We start from the raw sequence: 15569 nt of genomic DNA, 5'->3' as shown, positions 1-15569 counted from the left end.
CCGACCAGACGTTTCCCATCAAACAGATGGCCAAGGCACTGTTCGTTTGCCTGACTATCATTTGCCGGGTACAGATAGAACCACGAACAAACCGCCAGCGAACTCGACACCCGAGAACACTCGGCCCACTGATCCGGTCGTTGTTGTTACGGATCTTCCATCGGTCGGACTCGGCACCTGATTTCCCTGAAGACATGCTCATCTGACACACATTGGCGAGATTGCTATACAAATAAACTCCAAGGGTCAGTTTGAAATTGCCACGGGGTCCCAATACCGCATGGTACTGGAACAAATAGAAGGCACCCCTCAATGGCAAAAGAAAGTGTCCCTTTCTGATCCAGGGGTGAGTCGGGGCGAGTCAATGACAAGTTCCAGTTTTCCTGTCCCTCTCGATAGACTTTTCATTGCGATCACATCTGCAGTATGGCGAATCGAGCAAGACGGACCCGGCCCGAGCAAGCGACCGCGTGTCGACGAACCCAGCAACGCCTTACCTGCGCAGCCTGAGCCCTTGCAACCGACAACTGTCTGGGATGGCACGTGGCAACCAACTGCGGGAGGCGCAATTCGTACAGACGCTCACACAGTGGGGCCCGAAAATCGATCTGCATGCGTTACGCTTCCTCAAAGTGCCGGGACAGGTAGTGACCGAAGTACTGGACATGAACGGTGGCCTGATTGCTGACATTCTCGGTCATAAGGTCCATGGCCAACCAACGATTCAACGCTTCATAGAACCCATGTCCGGATCAGGCTTTTATACCAATTATGCAAGGACAGTCGGCTTCCAAGCTAGCAAGGCTTTCACCCAATCGGCGAAAGTTAGAGAATACCGGGGCGCAGTTAAAAGCTATTTCGACGAAATCATTGATGTGGTAGTGGATTTGAACGATGGGCATATCGAAATCACCCGACCTCCCACTGAAAGAGCTTCAGTCATCGTCAGGGCACAAGGCAGTGAAATAATTATCAGCGCTCCGCCCACCTCGGACAATGGCAAAGCATTTCTTGCCGCCGTCATCTATATTGCGCAAAACAACAACACAAAAAATTCGGGCACTGTAGAAATAAAGCAATTGAACAATGGCCAGTATAGTTTTCACTTTCCTGTCACCACAATGTACAAGGAAGATGTCAAAGTACGATTACTTAAAAGCGGATTAGTCAACAACGGGCACATAAACTACATCAGCGACTTGCACACCAGCGACTTGATCATACTCAGCGGCCACTTCAGCGATATTTACCTGACCGAAAGGGACTTTATCAAAAAAATCATGCGGCACGTCATGCCACTCAGTGAAAATGGCGCAAGTATTATAATTACCAACTCTTTTTCACATTACAAGGAGACTGCGTTCAACACGCTCGGATTCTCCACTTTCAAAAAATCCAGGGCGAGCAACGATAATGCCAAAGGCGATTATTTGCTGGCGCTCAACGAGCACGCCATGCGGGCAGCTTTGGTTGAAACACCATAAAAAAAGCCCGCAGTGTGAGCGGGCGAAATACCAAAGAAGCTATATGCGCAGTCGCTTCCAGGTTGGGCAGCTGCTTGGGGGATCAGCTGCCGCGGTACGTGGAATAGCTATACGGCGAAATCAGTAACGGCACGTGGTAGTGATCCTGCTCGGCAGAGATCCCAAACCGCAGCACCACTACATCCAGGAATGCCGGCTCGGGCAGCTGCACGCCGCGGGCACGGTAATAATCGCCTGCATGAAACTGCACCTGGTAAACCCCGGTCCGATAGTCATCGCCTTGCAGCAGCGGTGCATCGACACGGCCGTCGCTGTTGGTTATCGCGCTGGCGACCAATTCCAGCTGCGAGCCTTCAACGCGGTACAGTTCGACCTTGATCGAGCTGCCTGGGCAACCGTGTGCTGCGTCCAAAACGTGAGTAGTCAAACGTCCCATTGATTCTGCGCACCCACCTGCTTTGAGCAGTCAGGCCTCGCGCCTCCCGAAGTCAGTTAAACGGAGACCGCACCGGTTCGGAGCACGAAACGCTGCGGCGAGGAACTGATTAAGACACTTTTCAAAAAAATTGTACACAATAAAAACGACATTTTTCATCCTCCGCCCGCCAACCGGCGATCTGCGCCGAATCTGCCTACTGAGCAGAGGAATACAGGACCTTCGATCCATTAGCTGACCAATCAGGCAGGTTTCTTGCACTGCTACTGCAAGATGGCCACAGGTGAAAAATGCAAAAATTCAGACTTACAATGTGCGCATAAAGTTGTATACAATCACCCCATCGCTGTGACGCCAGCCTGCGATTCTACCGCCAGGCCGCCACACAACCTGTCAACGAACAAGAAGGAAGACTGCAGTGAGCGCTGACTACCCACGCGACCTGGTCGGTTACGGCAGTAACCCTCCGCACCCACACTGGCCGGGCAACGCCCGCATCGCCTTGTCCTTCGTACTCAACTACGAGGAAGGTGGCGAGCGCAACATTCTGCATGGCGATAAAGAGTCTGAAGCCTTCCTCTCGGAAATGGTCTCGGCGCAGCCGCTGCAAGGCGCGCGCAACATGAGCATGGAATCCCTTTACGAGTATGGCAGCCGCGCTGGCGTGTGGCGGATCCTCAAGCTGTTCAAGGAATTCGACATTCCGCTGACTATCTTTGCCGTCGCCATGGCGGCTCAGCGCCATCCGGACGTGATTCGCGCCATGGTCGATGCCGGCCACGAGATCTGCAGCCACGGCTATCGCTGGATCGACTACCAGTACATGGACGAAGCACAGGAACGCGAGCACATGCTTGAAGCGATCCGCGTGCTCACCGAAATCACCGGTGAACGCCCGCTGGGCTGGTACACCGGTCGCACCGGCCCGAACACCCGGCGCCTGGTGATGGAGGAAGGCGGCTTTCTCTACGACTGCGACACCTACGACGACGACCTGCCCTACTGGGAACCGAACAACCCGACCGGCAAGCCGCACCTGGTGATCCCATACACACTGGACACCAACGACATGCGCTTCACCCAGGTCCAGGGTTTCAACAAGGGCGACGATTTCTTCGAATACCTCAAGGACGCTTTCGATGTGCTGTACGCCGAAGGCGCCGAAGCACCGAAAATGTTGTCGATCGGCCTGCACTGCCGCCTCATCGGCCGTCCGGCGCGTCTGGCCTCGCTCAAACGCTTTATCGAATACGCTAAAAGTCATGAACAGGTGTGGTTCAGCCGTCGCGTTGACATTGCCCGCCACTGGCATGAAACCCACCCGTACCAAGGGGCTGCCAAATGAGCACCTTTCAAACGCTGAAACCCTCGACCCTGAGCCGCGACGCCTTCGTCAACGCCTTCGCCGACATCTACGAACACTCGCCATGGGTGGCCGAAAAGGCCTTCGACCTGGGTCAGGACGTGTCGATCGACCAGATCGAAAACCTGCACCAGCGCATGAGCGACATCCTGTTGAGCGCCGATCACGCCAGCCAATTGGCATTGATCAACGCTCACCCGGACCTGGCCGGCAAAGCTGCCGTCCAGGGCCAACTGACCGAAGCCAGCACCAATGAACAGGCTGGCGCCGGTATTCACCAATGCACGGCCGAAGAGTTCCAACGCTTCACCGAGCTGAACGACGCCTATAAAGCCAAGTTCAAGTTTCCCTTCATCATGGCGGTAAAAGGCAGCAACCGGCATCAGATCCTCGCGGCGTTCGAAACGCGCATCAACAACTCGGTCGACACCGAATTCAAATGCGCGCTGGCGGAGATCAACAAGATCGCCCTGTTCCGATTACTGACCCTATAAGCGAGCCTGGCTCTGGTGTCCTCAAACGCAAATGACACCCGGCGCCTCGCAAGCATCCCAAGCCAACTTATTAAAGGCAGACAAGAAGAATGAAAGCTTACGCCGTACCTTTCGAGAAGTTCGTCAACCTGGCCGACGCCCGTCTGGGCACCAAAATCATCTCGGTCACCGATGACTGGTTCGCCGACGCCAACCGTCTGTTCCAACCGACCCCGGCCGTATGGAAGGAGGGCGTGTTCGATGACAACGGCAAGTGGATGGACGGCTGGGAGTCGCGCCGCAAGCGCTTCGAAGGCTACGACAGCGCAGTGATCCGCCTGGGTGTACCGGGTTCGATCAAGGGCGTGGACATCGACACTTCATTCTTCACCGGCAACTTCCCGCCGTCGGCCTCCCTGGAAGCCTGCTTCCTGGCCTCGGGCGAACCGGACGACAACACCCAGTGGACCGAAGTGCTGTCGGCTGTCGAGCTGCAGGGCAACAGCCACCACTACCACGAAATCAGTAACGACCAGTCGTTCAGCCATCTGCGCTTCAACATCTACCCTGATGGTGGTGTAGCCCGTCTGCGTGTGTACGGCATTCCGTTCCGCGATTGGTCGGCCGTTGGCGACAATGAGCAAGTCGACCTGGCTGCAGCCCTCAACGGTGGCCGCGCCCTCGCCTGCTCCGATGAACACTTCGGACGCATGAGCAACATCCTCAACCCGGGCCGTGGCATCAACATGGGCGACGGCTGGGAAACCGCACGTCGTCGTACCCCGGGCAACGACTGGGTCATCGTCGCACTGGGTCACCCGGGCGAGATCGAAAAAGTCATCGTCGACACCCTGCACTTCAAGGGCAACTACCCGGACACCTGCTCGATCCAGGGCGCGTTCGTGAAGGGCGGTACCGACAGCCAGATCGAAACCCAGTCGCTGTTCTGGCGTGAGCTGTTGCCAGCACAGAAACTGGAAATGCACGCTGAACACACTTTCGCCGAGCAGATCAAGGCGCTGGGGCCAATCACCCACATCCGCCTGAACGTCTTCCCGGACGGTGGTGTGAGCCGCCTGCGGGTATTGGGCAAGGTAGCGAAGTAATGCTGAGCCTGTAGGAGCTGCCGCAGGCTGCGATCTTTTGATCTTGTTTTTAAGGTCAAAATCAAAAGATCGCAGGCTTCGCCAGCTCCTACAGGGGCGCAGTGAACCGATAACGAATTTGGATAAGAAGAACAGCATGCGCACACTGACGATTGAACCGCTGACCAAAGAAGCCTTCGCCCCTTTCGGTGACGTGATCGAAACCGACGGCAGCGATCACTTCATGATCAACAACGGTTCGACCATGCGCTTCCATAAACTGGCGACGGTTGAAACCGCTACGCCGGAGGACAACGCGATCATCAGCATTTTCCGCGCCGACGCGCAGGACATGCCACTGACCGTTTGCATGCTGGAGCGCCATCCGCTGGGCAGCCAGGCTTTCATTCCGCTGCTCGGCAACCCCTTTCTGATCGTGGTCGCGCCACTTGGCGATGAACCTGTATCAGGCTTGGTCCGCGCCTTCGTCACCAACGGCAGGCAGGGCATTAATTACCATCGCGGCGTTTGGCACCATCCGGTGCTGACGATCGAAAAGCGGGATGACTTCCTGGTGGTTGATCGCAGTGGCACAGGCAATAACTGCGATGAGCATTTTTTCAAAGAGGATGAGCGTTTGATCCTCGCCCCCCACCAATAAGAGAAGGTCTGATCACTCGAATACAGAGTGACAGGCGAGAGGTAAAGACTGTGGAAGCACATCTGTTGGAATGGCTGAACCTGAGCGTGCGCTGGGTTCACATGATTACTGGCGTGGCCTGGATCGGTGCGTCGTTCTATTTCGTCTGGCTGGAAAACAACCTCAATCGGGTTAACCCGAAAAGCGGTTTGGCCGGTGATTTGTGGGCGATCCATGGCGGCGGTATCTATCACCTGGAAAAATACAAACTGGCTCCACCAACCATGCCGGACAACCTGCACTGGTTTAAATGGGAAGCCTACTTCACCTGGATGTCAGGGATCGCGCTGCTGTGCGTGGTGTTCTACTCCAACCCGACGCTCTACCTGCTGGCTCCCGGCAGCAGCCTGACCGGCCCTGAGGGTGTCCTGCTGGGCATCGGCTCACTGTTCGTCGGCTGGTTCGTTTATTCCTTCCTCTGCGACTCGGCCCTGGGCAAACGCCCTGCCCTGCTGGGTTTCATCCTGTTCGTGCTGATCATTGGCGCCGCTTACGGCTTCAGTAAAGTGTTCAGCGGTCGTGGTGCGTACCTGCACGTCGGCGCGATCATCGGCACCATCATGGTCGGCAACGTGTTCCGCATCATCATGCCGGCGCAACGTGCACTGGTGGCGGCGATCGCCGAAAACCGCACGCCCGATCCGGCACTGCCGGCCAAAGGCTTGCTGCGTTCACGACACAACAACTACTTCACCTTGCCAGTGCTGTTCATCATGATCAGCAACCACTTTCCGAGCACCTATGGCAGCCAGTACAACTGGTTGATCCTGGCCGGGATCGCGGTGCTGGCGGTGTTGGTGCGTCACTACTTCAACACCCGTCACGACAGCCACAAATTTGCCTGGACCCTGCCAGTGGCAGCGGTGGGCATGATTTGCCTGGCCTATGTGTCGGGTCCGAAGCCGATGTCCAGCGCGCCTGAAGTCGCCAAGGCCGCCATCGAGTATCAGCCACTGCCGGAAACCGCCGTGGGCGGTGGCAAGAAGCCGGCTGAAGCTGCACCGGCACCTGCTCCTGAAACTGCACCAACCCAGGCAGCCAACGCCGGCCCGGGGTTTGACAAGGTGCACAACGTGATCCAGGAACGCTGCACCGTCTGCCATTCCGCCAAGCCCACCAGCCCGTTGTTCAGTGCTGCACCGGCCGGCGTGATGTTCGACACTCCTGATCAGATCCGCCAGAACGCCCCGCGTATCCAGGCGCAAGCGGTCACCAGCCAGATCATGCCACTGGGCAACATCACCCAGATGACCCAGCAGGAGCGAGACCTGATCGGCGCCTGGATTGTGCAGGGAGCCCAGACCAATTAACCGCTGAAAGCATCGCCGGCAAGCCGGCTCCTACACAGGTTGCACATGACCTGCAGGAGCCGGCTTGCCGGCGATCGGCCGCACTGCGGTCCCCTGATGCACAAAATCACAAGAATAAAAAAGATCCGAGGTGTTGCATGTCCGAGCTATCCGAAGCGCGCATCCCCGCCGCACCCGCTATTCAGCGCTTGCCCCTGTTGCAACTGATTCTGGTCGGACTGCAACACGTTCTGCTGATGTACGGTGGGGCCATTGCGGTGCCGCTGATCATCGGACAGGCCGCCGGCCTGAGCCGCGAAGAAATCGCCTTCCTGATCAACGCCGACCTGCTGGTCGCCGGCATCGCCACCATCGTGCAGTCCCTGGGCATCGGCCCGATGGGCATCCGCATGCCGGTGATGATGGGCGCCAGTTTCGCCGCTGTCGGCAGCATGGTCGCCATGGCTGGAATGCCTGGCATCGGCCTGCAAGGCATCTTCGGCGCGACCATTGCCGCCGGCTTTTTTGGCATGCTCATCGCCCCGTTCATGTCCAAAGTCGTACGCTTCTTCCCGCCACTGGTGACCGGCACGGTCATCACTTCGATCGGTTTGTCGCTGTTCCCCGTGGCCGTCAACTGGGCTGGCGGTGGCGCCGGTGCAACGCAATTCGGTTCGCCCATCTACCTGGGCATCGCCGCCCTGGTGCTGGGCACTATTTTGCTGGTGCACCGTTTTATGCGCGGCTTCTGGGTCAACATTTCGGTACTCATCGGTATGTGCCTGGGCTACGTGATCTGCGGCCTGATCGGCATGGTCGACCTCAGTGGCATGGCCCAGGCGCCCTGGGTGCAAATTGTCACGCCGCTGCACTTCGGCATGCCCAAATTTGAACTCGCACCGATCCTGTCGATGTGCCTGGTGGTAGTGATCATCTTCGTCGAGTCCACCGGCATGTTCCTCGCGCTGGGCAAGATCACCGGTCAGGAAGTCTGCCCGCGGATGCTCCGGCGCGGCCTGTTGTGCGATGCCGGTGCTTCGTTCTTCGCCGGTTTCTTCAACACCTTCACCCACTCCTCGTTCGCCCAGAACATCGGCCTGGTGCAAATGACCGGTGTGCGGTGTCGCTCAGTGACCATCGTCGCCGGTGGCTTGCTGATCGTGCTGAGCCTGCTGCCGAAAGCGGCGTTCCTGGTCGCGTCAATTCCGCCGGCGGTATTGGGCGGTGCAGCCATTGCGATGTTCGGCATGGTCGCTGCGACCGGGATCAAGATTCTGCAGGAGGCCGATATCGGTGACCGGCGCAACCAGTTGCTGGTGGCGGTGAGCATCGGCATGGGGTTGATCCCGGTGGTGCGTCCCGAATTTTTCGCCCACCTGCCGTTGTGGATGAGCCCGATTACCCACAGCGGCATCGCCATGGCGACCTTGAGTGCCCTGGCGCTGAACCTGCTGTTCAACATCCTCGGCGGCAAGGAACGCGCCGCGATCAATGACTGCCACGCGCACTGACAGATAACCGACACGACCCGTACAGGGTCGGCGTCAACCTGCACCTTGAACAATAAAAACAAGAAGGAGCACCAGATGATCAGAACTCAGAAAAACCTGCTGTTGAGCGCTACCCTCCTGACCGCGAGCCAGGCCATGGCCGGTGACCTGCTGCTATGGCAGACCAACAGCCTGAGCTATCTGTATGGCAAGGACTTCGCGGTCAATCCGTCGATCCAGCAGACGGTGACGTTCGAGCATGCCGACAAATGGAAGTACGGCGACAACTTCATGTTCATCGACAGTACTTACTACAACGGCGAGCAAGACCGGAACAAGGGCGTTCACGCCTATTACGGCGAGTTCAGCCCGCGACTCTCCTTGGGCAAGATCCTCGACCGACGCTTCGAATTCGGCCCGATCAAGGATGTGTTGCTGGCCCTGACCTACGAGAATGGCGAAGACGACAGCGAGGCCTACCTGATCGGCCCAGGTTTCGACCTCGCGGTACCGGGCTTCAACTTCTTCACCTTGAATTTTTATTATCGCAAGACCGAAGGCTCGCGCGCCGGTGACGGTGTCTGGCAGGTCAGCCCCGCCTGGTCCTACACCGTTCCACTGGGCAGCTCGAGCGTGCTGATCGACGGCTACCTGGACTGGGTGGTGGATAACGACCAGAACTCCCGTGGCACTTATCACGCCAACCTGCACTTCAACCCGCAGATCAAGTACGACCTGGGCAAGGCCATGGGTTGGCGGGAGAAACAGGTGTACGTCGGCGTCGAATACAGCTACTGGAAAGACAAGTACGGCATCGAAAACAGCGCCAATTTCGACACCAACGAAAACACCACCAGCCTGCTGGTGAAGGTGCACTTCTGACATGACCCGCAACCGTGCCCCAAACCTGTCGTCAGTGCGCTGTTGCGGGGCACTTGAGACCTTGCCACGGAGCCAGTATTCTCCGCGGCCGCCTGAATCCGCTTTAAAAAAAAGCCCGGATTTAATTCCTGACCAGAAAGCCAACTTATCCCGGCCCTGGACGGTATCAAGGCATCACCAAACCACTCTCAATCGACTGTTTTTACGCAGCCGAGCGGGAGTTTTTTGGTTTTCTGAAAGCCTTGGCGCAGCTTTTGCTAACAGCAATAAAGCTGACCGAATGGATGATTTTTTGCAGCTAAAGAAAAAGGCGCCACACCAGAGCGCCGACCTTAAAAAAATAACGTGATACCACTACTTTTTGGGAGCAACCGAATGAAACGTACGTGCACTAGCCTGATGCTGGCGGGATCGTTGCTGGCGGGGGGCCAGGCCATGGCAGGCGACTTGCTGCAGTGGCAGGACAACAGCCTGACCTACCTGTATGGCAAGGACTTCCAGGTCAACCCGCGCATCCAGCAGACCGTGACGTTCGAACACGCCGACGGCTGGAAATACGGCGACAACTTCTTCTTCATCGACAAGATCTTCTACAACGGCAAGGAAGATGCTTTCGCAGGCGAGAACACTCACTACGGTGAATTCAGCCCGCGTTTGTCGTTCAACAAGATTTTCAACCAGAAGCTGGAGTTCGGTCCGATCAAGGACGTGCTGCTGGCCATGACCTATGAGTTCGGCGAAGACGACACCGAGTCGTACCTGATCGGCCCGGGTTTCGACCTGGCCATCCCCGGCTTCGACTACTTCCAGCTGAACTTCTACAACCGTCACACCGAAGGCGACCGTCCGGGTGACGATGTGTGGCAGATCACTCCGGCCTGGTCCTACACCATCCCGGTAGGTGACTCGGACGTGCTGATCGACGGCTTCATGGACTGGGTCGTCGACAACGACGTGAACGACAAAGGCGAATACCACGCCAACCTGCACTTCAACCCGCAGGTCAAATACGACTTGGGCAAAGCCCTGAACCTGGGTGCCAAGCAGTTGTACGTAGGTGTCGAGTACGACTACTGGAAAAACAAGTACGGTATCGAAGACAGCCAGGGCTTCAAGACCGACCAGAGCGTGACCAGCTTCCTGGTCAAGGTGCACTTCTGATTTAACATCAAAAGATCGCAGGCTGCGGTAGGAGCTGCCGAAGGCTGCGATCTTTTGCTTTAAACGGTCAACCCCAGAAACCGCGACAACTCCCCGCGCTTGGCCAACGCATCCCGCCGCCCCAGTTCAATCAACTCGCTGCAATACCCCGCCTCGAACAACAGATAACTCAACACCCCTGCCCCACTCGTCTTGGTCGCCCCCGGCCCGCGCAGGAACAGGCGCAGCGCCGCCGGTAATTCCTGGCGATGGCGTGCGGCAATTTCATCGATCGGCTGGCTCGGGGAAATCACCAGCACCTCCACCGGCGCCACCCCGAGCGCACGGGTCGGAGTGCCATCGGGCAGCAGATGACTGAACTGGTTGAGCCGCTGCAGCAGTTCGATGTCACTTTCCAGGCTGTCGATGAAGGTGCTGTTGAGCATGTGCCCGCCAATCTGCGCCAGGGTCGGCTGCTGGCCGGTGTAGGCGCGTTGCAGCGGTTGCTCGGGGTCGACTCCGCGCGGGTTGCCGCTGACGCCCACTACCAGCACACGGCTGGCTCCCAGGTGCAGGGCCGGGCTGATTGGCGCTGATTGGCGAACCGCGCCGTCGCCGAAATACTCTTCGCCGATTTTCACCGGGGCGAACAACAGCGGAATGGCGGAACTGGCGAGCAGGTGCTCGACCGTCAGCTGCGTAGGCACACCGATACGTCGATGGCGCAACCAGGCGTCGATGGTGCCACCGCCCTGATAGAACGTGACCGCCTGACCAGACTCATAACCGAACGCAGTCACGGCGACGGCCTGCAGCTGTTTCTGCGCGATCGCCTCGGCAATCCCCGACAGCTGCAATTTGTCGTCGAGCAGCCCACGCAATGGCGAGCTGTTGAGCAAGGCCACCGGCACCTGGGCACCGATCCCCAGCAGGCTGTGGCCGACAAAACGGCTGGCCTGATGAATCACCCCCGGCCAGTCGCTGCGCAACACCAGATGACTGCGAAAACCTTGCCAGAACGCGGTCAGGCGTTCGATGGCGCCGCGAAAATCCAGCGCGCCACTGGCCAGGCTGACCGCATTGATCGCACCCGCTGAGGTCCCGACTATCACGGGAAAGGGATTGCTCGCACCTTCCGGCAGCAGTTCGGCAATCGCCGCCAGCACGCCCACCTGATAGGCCGCCCGAGCCCCGCCGCCGGAAAGAATCAAGCCTGTAACCGGTTCAGCAGGACTCATCGCAACGCTCCATGGTGCCGATTATTTTCAACCGCGTTTGGCGTACAACTTGGGCTCACCGGGTGGCCGGCTCTTGAAGCGCCGATGCGCCCACAAGTACTGCTCCGGACATTCTCGCAGCACGCCTTCGACCCATTGATTGATGCGCAGGCAATCGGCTTCCTCGGATTCGCCGGGAAAACCTTCGAGCGGCGCATGGATCACCAGTCGATAACCGCTGCCGTCCGCCAGACGTTCCTGGGTGAACGGCACCACCAGCGCCTTGCCCAGTCGCGCAAACTTGCTGGTGGCCGTCACGGTGGCCGCCTGAATGCCAAACAGCGGCACGAAGATGCTTTGCTTGGCGCCGTAGTCCTGGTCCGGTGCATACCAGATGGCACGCCCGGCCCGCAGCAGCTTGAGCATGCCGCGCACGTCGTCACGCTCCACTGCCAGGGAATCGAGGTTGTGGCGCTCGCGGCCCTGGCGCTGGATATAGTCGAACAGCGGGTTTTTGTGTTCGCGATACATGCCGTCAATGGTGTGCTGCTGGCCGAGCAGTGCCGCGCCGATTTCCAGGGTAGTGAAATGCACCGCCATCAGGATCACGCCCTTGCCTTCGCGCTGGGCTTTTTGCAAATGCTCCAGGCCTTCCACATGGGCCAGCTTTGCCAACCTTTCTCGGGACCACCACCAGCTCATGGCCATTTCGAAGAAGGCGATGCCGGTTGAAGCGAAATTTTCCTTGAGCAGGCGCTTGCGTTCGGCGGCGGATTTTTCCGGAAAACACAATTCGAGATTGCGTCTGGCGATGCGCCGTCTGTCGCCGGCCAGGCGATACATGACTGCGCCGAGCAGCCGACCGATGGACAGCAACGCCGGATAAGGCAGCTGGACGATCAGCCACAATAGCCCCAGACCACACCACAGCGGCCAGAAACGCGGGGAAAGAAATGCTCTTCGAAAACGCGGGCGATCCATTAAAGGTTCCGTCAAGACAATGGCCGCGCATTCTACATCGTTAGAGCCGGCTTGCGGCTCGCGGGCGTTCTCGTTATAAGTCTCGGCACTTTTAGTGACAAGTCGTTGTATGCCGACCATGAGCCAAACCGAACCGCTAGACAAAGATCCCGTGTTCCAGTTGAAGGGCAGCATGCTCGCCATTACGGTGCTGGAACTGGCCCGTAACGACCTCGAGAACCTCGATCGACAACTGGCCGCCAAGGTCGCCCAGGCGCCTAACTTTTTCAGCAACGCGCCACTGGTGCTGGCCCTGGACAAACTGCCGCCGGGCGAAGGCGCCGTTGACCTGCCGGGCCTGATGCGTGTGTGCCGTCAGCATGGCCTGCGCACCCTGGCGATCCGCGCCAGTCGGATCGAGGACATCGCTGCGGCCATCGCGGTCGATCTGCCGGTCCTGCCGCCGTCCGGTGCCCGTGAGCGAGCCCTTGACCCGAATGAAGGGGTGGTGGTGAAAAAACCGGAAAAACCGCCGGAGCCGACGATCAAGCCAACCAAAATCATCACCTCCCCCGTGCGTGGTGGCCAGCAGATCTACGCCCAGGGTTGCGATCTGGTGGTGATCTCCTCCGTCAGCCCGGGGGCGGAACTTCTTGCCGATGGCAACATCCATGTATACGGCCCGATGCGCGGTCGCGTGCTGGCCGGGGTCAAAGGCGACACCAAGGCCAGGATTTTCTGTCAGCAGATGAGCGCTGAACTGGTCTCCATTGCAGGCCACTACAAGGTTTCGGAGGACCTGCGGCGCGACCCCTTATGGGGTTCGGGCGTTCAGGTCAGCCTGTCGGGCGATGTGTTGAACATCATTCGGCTTTAACGGATACTGCCGCATTTTCCAAGCATCTCTAAAACGTAGCGAAAACGGCTTGAACGAAGTCGGAAAACGGCCACAAAGCAGTGCTTACCCAAGGTGAGTGCCGTTCAGGGCCGGATTCCAGCCAAGGCTGTCCGACTGCAGTAGTTTTCCAGAGATGTTTTTTCAGGGGCTAAATGTCCTTTTTCCTTAGGGGTGAAACACCTTGGCCAAGATTCTCGTGGTTACATCCGGCAAGGGTGGTGTGGGTAAGACCACCACCAGTGCCGCTATCGGTACCGGCCTCGCACTGCGCGGCCACAAGACAGTTATCGTCGACTTCGACGTGGGTCTGCGTAACCTCGACCTGATCATGGGTTGCGAACGCCGCGTGGTGTATGACTTCGTCAACGTGGTCAACGGCGAAGCCAACCTGCAGCAGGCCCTGATCAAAGACAAGCGCCTGGAAAACCTGTACGTACTGGCCGCCAGCCAGACCCGCGACAAAGACGCGCTGACCGTCGAAGGCGTGGAAAAAGTCCTGATGGCGCTGAAGGAAGACTTCGAATTCGTGGTCTGCGACTCCCCGGCAGGCATCGAGAAAGGCGCCCACCTGGCCATGTATTTCGCTGATGAAGCGATCATCGTGACCAACCCGGAAGTGTCCTCGGTACGTGACTCGGACCGCATGCTGGGCCTGCTGGCCAGCAAGTCGCGCCGCGCCGAAAAAGGCGAAGATCCAATCAAGGAACACCTGCTGCTGACCCGTTACAACCCACAACGGGTGAACGACGGCGAAATGCTCGGCGTCGAAGACGTCAAGGAAATCCTTTCCGTTACCCTGCTGGGTGTGATTCCGGAATCCCAGGCTGTGCTCAAGGCTTCCAACTCGGGTGTACCGGTGATTCTCGACGACCAGAGCGATGCCGGCCAGGCATACAGCGATGCCGTCGATCGTCTGCTGGGCAAAACCGTGGAGCATCGTTTCCTCGATGTCACGAAGAAGGGATTCTTCGAGCGCCTGTTTGGAGGTAGGTAATGAACATTTTTGACTTCTTTCGAGCCAACAAGAAGCCAAGCACAGCCTCGGTAGCGAAAGAGCGTCTACAGATCATCGTGGCGCATGAACGCGGCCAACGCAGTACTCCGGACTACCTGCCAGCCTTGCAGAAGGAACTGGTGGAAGTGATCCGCAAGTACGTCAATATCGGGTCCGATGACGTGCATGTCGCTCTGGAAAACCAGGGCAGCTGCTCGATTCTGGAACTCAATATCACCCTGCCCGATCGCTGAGTCGATCCGGCTGGAGCCACGGCGGCTCAGGCGTCGCAGTTCCTGTAGGAGCGAGCTTGCTCGCTCCTACAGGAACTGCGACGCCTGAGTCGCCGTTGGCGTTTGTTACGAGGCTGTTTTAATGCCGCTGTCCAACATCCAGATCATTCACCAGGACGCCGCCGTCCTGGTAGTGAACAAACCGACCTTGCTGCTCTCCGTGCCTGGCCGGGCGGAAGACAACAAGGACTGCCTGATCACCCGCCTGCAGGAAAACGGCTACCCCGAAGCCCGTATTGTCCACAGGCTGGACTGGGAGACGTCGGGCATCATCCTGCTGGCGCGTGACCCGGACACTCATCGCGAGTTATCCCGGCAGTTTCACGACCGCGAAACCGAAAAAGCCTACACCGCCCTTTGCTGGGGCCAACCGCAGCTGGACAGTGGCAGCATTGACTTGCCCCTGCGCTACGACCCGCCGACTAAACCCCGGCATGTGGTGGATCATGAATTCGGCAAGCACGCGCTGACCTTCTGGCGCGTGCTGGAACGTTGCGGCGACTGGTGCCGGGTCGAACTGACACCGATCACCGGACGCTCCCACCAGTTGCGAGTGCACATGCTCTCCATCGGCCATCCGCTGCTGGGTGACGGGCTGTATGCCCACGAACAGGCACTGGCCGCTTGGCCACGCCTGTGCCTGCACGCCAGCATGCTCAGCTTCACCCACCCGCAAACGGGCGAGCGCCTGCGATTCGAGTGCCCTGCGCCGTTCTAGGCCGCTCATTGTTCGCGGGAATCGGAAAACTGTAGGAGCCTGGCTTGCCAGCGATGGCGGCGTGACATTCACCATCGCAATCGCCGGCAAGCCGGGCTCCTACGCGCATCCAGCCAATCTGAGGGCAGCCCCGACACCAGTCCAGCG

17 protein-coding genes are annotated in these 15569 nt (G+C 58.4%); 14 read left to right on the top strand and 3 right to left on the bottom strand.

Annotation, left to right across the window (positions count from 1 at the left end):
* Positions 1-470 precede the first annotated feature (470 nt).
* Positions 471-1484, top strand: coding sequence for a hypothetical protein (locus tag ORL50_RS18340; RefSeq protein ID WP_266017050.1), 1014 nt, complete (start codon positions 471-473; stop codon positions 1482-1484).
* Between the two features lie 82 nt (positions 1485-1566).
* On the opposite strand, the gene uraH is transcribed toward ORL50_RS18340, so the two are convergent.
* Positions 1567-1920 carry a hydroxyisourate hydrolase gene (gene uraH / locus ORL50_RS18335; RefSeq protein ID WP_008031462.1) on the bottom strand — a complete coding sequence of 118 codons (354 nt, stop codon included), beginning with the start codon at positions 1918-1920 and terminating at the stop codon, positions 1567-1569.
* A gap of 418 nt (positions 1921-2338) precedes the next feature.
* On the opposite strand from uraH, the gene puuE reads away from it, so the two are divergent.
* The 9 genes from puuE to ORL50_RS18290 all read left to right on the top strand — a co-directional run bounded on the left by puuE (position 2339) and on the right by ORL50_RS18290 (position 10363).
* Positions 2339-3265, top strand: coding sequence for an allantoinase PuuE (puuE, locus tag ORL50_RS18330; protein WP_266017048.1), 927 nt, complete (start codon positions 2339-2341; stop codon positions 3263-3265).
* The gene (gene uraD, locus ORL50_RS18325; protein ID WP_266017047.1) at positions 3262-3777 is read left to right on the top strand and encodes a 2-oxo-4-hydroxy-4-carboxy-5-ureidoimidazoline decarboxylase; all 516 of its coding nucleotides are present in this window, start codon (positions 3262-3264) and stop codon (positions 3775-3777) included. The genes puuE and uraD overlap by 4 nt, the downstream gene beginning before the upstream one ends.
* 89 nt (positions 3778-3866) lie before the next feature.
* The gene (gene alc / locus ORL50_RS18320; RefSeq protein WP_266017046.1) at positions 3867-4862 is read left to right on the top strand and encodes an allantoicase; all 996 of its coding nucleotides are present in this window, start codon (positions 3867-3869) and stop codon (positions 4860-4862) included.
* 136 nt (positions 4863-4998) lie between these two features.
* Positions 4999-5502 (top strand): ureidoglycolate lyase, encoded by a 504-nt coding sequence (locus tag ORL50_RS18315; protein WP_008005655.1) that lies wholly within the window; start codon positions 4999-5001, stop codon positions 5500-5502.
* Between the two features lie 50 nt (positions 5503-5552).
* Positions 5553-6851: a urate hydroxylase PuuD gene (locus ORL50_RS18310; RefSeq protein WP_266017044.1), complete on the top strand. Its 1299-nt coding sequence runs from the start codon at positions 5553-5555 to the stop codon at positions 6849-6851.
* A 137-nt stretch (positions 6852-6988) separates the two neighbouring features.
* On the top strand, positions 6989-8341 hold the full coding sequence (locus tag ORL50_RS18305) for a nucleobase:cation symporter-2 family protein (protein ID WP_266017042.1): 1353 nt from the start codon (positions 6989-6991) through the stop codon (positions 8339-8341).
* Between the two features lie 75 nt (positions 8342-8416).
* Positions 8417-9202, top strand: a complete 786-nt coding sequence (locus ORL50_RS18300) for an outer membrane protein OmpK (protein WP_266017041.1) — start codon at positions 8417-8419, stop codon at positions 9200-9202.
* A gap of 1 nt (position 9203) precedes the next feature.
* Positions 9204-9551 carry a hypothetical protein gene (locus ORL50_RS18295; RefSeq protein ID WP_266017039.1) on the top strand — a complete coding sequence of 116 codons (348 nt, stop codon included), beginning with the start codon at positions 9204-9206 and terminating at the stop codon, positions 9549-9551.
* Positions 9552-9577: 26 nt separating this feature from the next.
* A complete protein-coding gene (locus tag ORL50_RS18290) occupies positions 9578-10363 on the top strand; it encodes an outer membrane protein OmpK (RefSeq protein WP_266017038.1) in 786 nt (261 codons plus the stop codon).
* Between the two features lie 59 nt (positions 10364-10422).
* Here ORL50_RS18290 and ORL50_RS18285 read toward each other — a convergent pair whose 3' ends face one another.
* Together ORL50_RS18285 and ORL50_RS18280 are read right to left on the bottom strand one after the other, a co-directional pair.
* Positions 10423-11580, bottom strand: a complete 1158-nt coding sequence (locus ORL50_RS18285) for a patatin-like phospholipase family protein (protein WP_266017036.1) — start codon at positions 11578-11580, stop codon at positions 10423-10425.
* A 27-nt stretch (positions 11581-11607) separates the two neighbouring features.
* Entirely contained in the window at positions 11608-12540 is a 933-nt protein-coding gene (locus ORL50_RS18280; protein WP_266017035.1) for a lipid A biosynthesis lauroyl acyltransferase, read from the bottom strand.
* A 118-nt stretch (positions 12541-12658) separates the two neighbouring features.
* On the opposite strand from ORL50_RS18280, the gene minC reads away from it, so the two are divergent.
* The 4 genes from minC (at position 12659) to ORL50_RS18260 (ending at position 15422) form a co-directional block, all read left to right on the top strand.
* Positions 12659-13396: a septum site-determining protein MinC gene (gene minC, locus ORL50_RS18275; protein ID WP_045060241.1), complete on the top strand. Its 738-nt coding sequence runs from the start codon at positions 12659-12661 to the stop codon at positions 13394-13396.
* Between the two features lie 202 nt (positions 13397-13598).
* The gene (minD, locus tag ORL50_RS18270) at positions 13599-14411 is read left to right on the top strand and encodes a septum site-determining protein MinD (RefSeq protein ID WP_045060222.1); all 813 of its coding nucleotides are present in this window, start codon (positions 13599-13601) and stop codon (positions 14409-14411) included.
* Positions 14411-14665, top strand: coding sequence for a cell division topological specificity factor MinE (gene minE, locus ORL50_RS18265; RefSeq protein WP_007944431.1), 255 nt, complete (start codon positions 14411-14413; stop codon positions 14663-14665). Before minD ends, minE begins: the two co-directional genes overlap by 1 nt.
* 121 nt (positions 14666-14786) lie before the next feature.
* Positions 14787-15422 carry an RluA family pseudouridine synthase gene (locus ORL50_RS18260; RefSeq protein WP_266017031.1) on the top strand — a complete coding sequence of 212 codons (636 nt, stop codon included), beginning with the start codon at positions 14787-14789 and terminating at the stop codon, positions 15420-15422.
* Positions 15423-15569 lie beyond the last annotated feature (147 nt).

Origin of the sequence: Pseudomonas sp. RIT-562 (assembly GCF_026241895.1) — a bacterium.
Lineage (GTDB): Bacteria > Pseudomonadota > Gammaproteobacteria > Pseudomonadales > Pseudomonadaceae > Aquipseudomonas > Aquipseudomonas mandelii_F.
The sequence above is the reverse complement of the archived record's forward strand: the minus strand, read 5'-3'. Positions and strand labels throughout refer to the sequence as shown.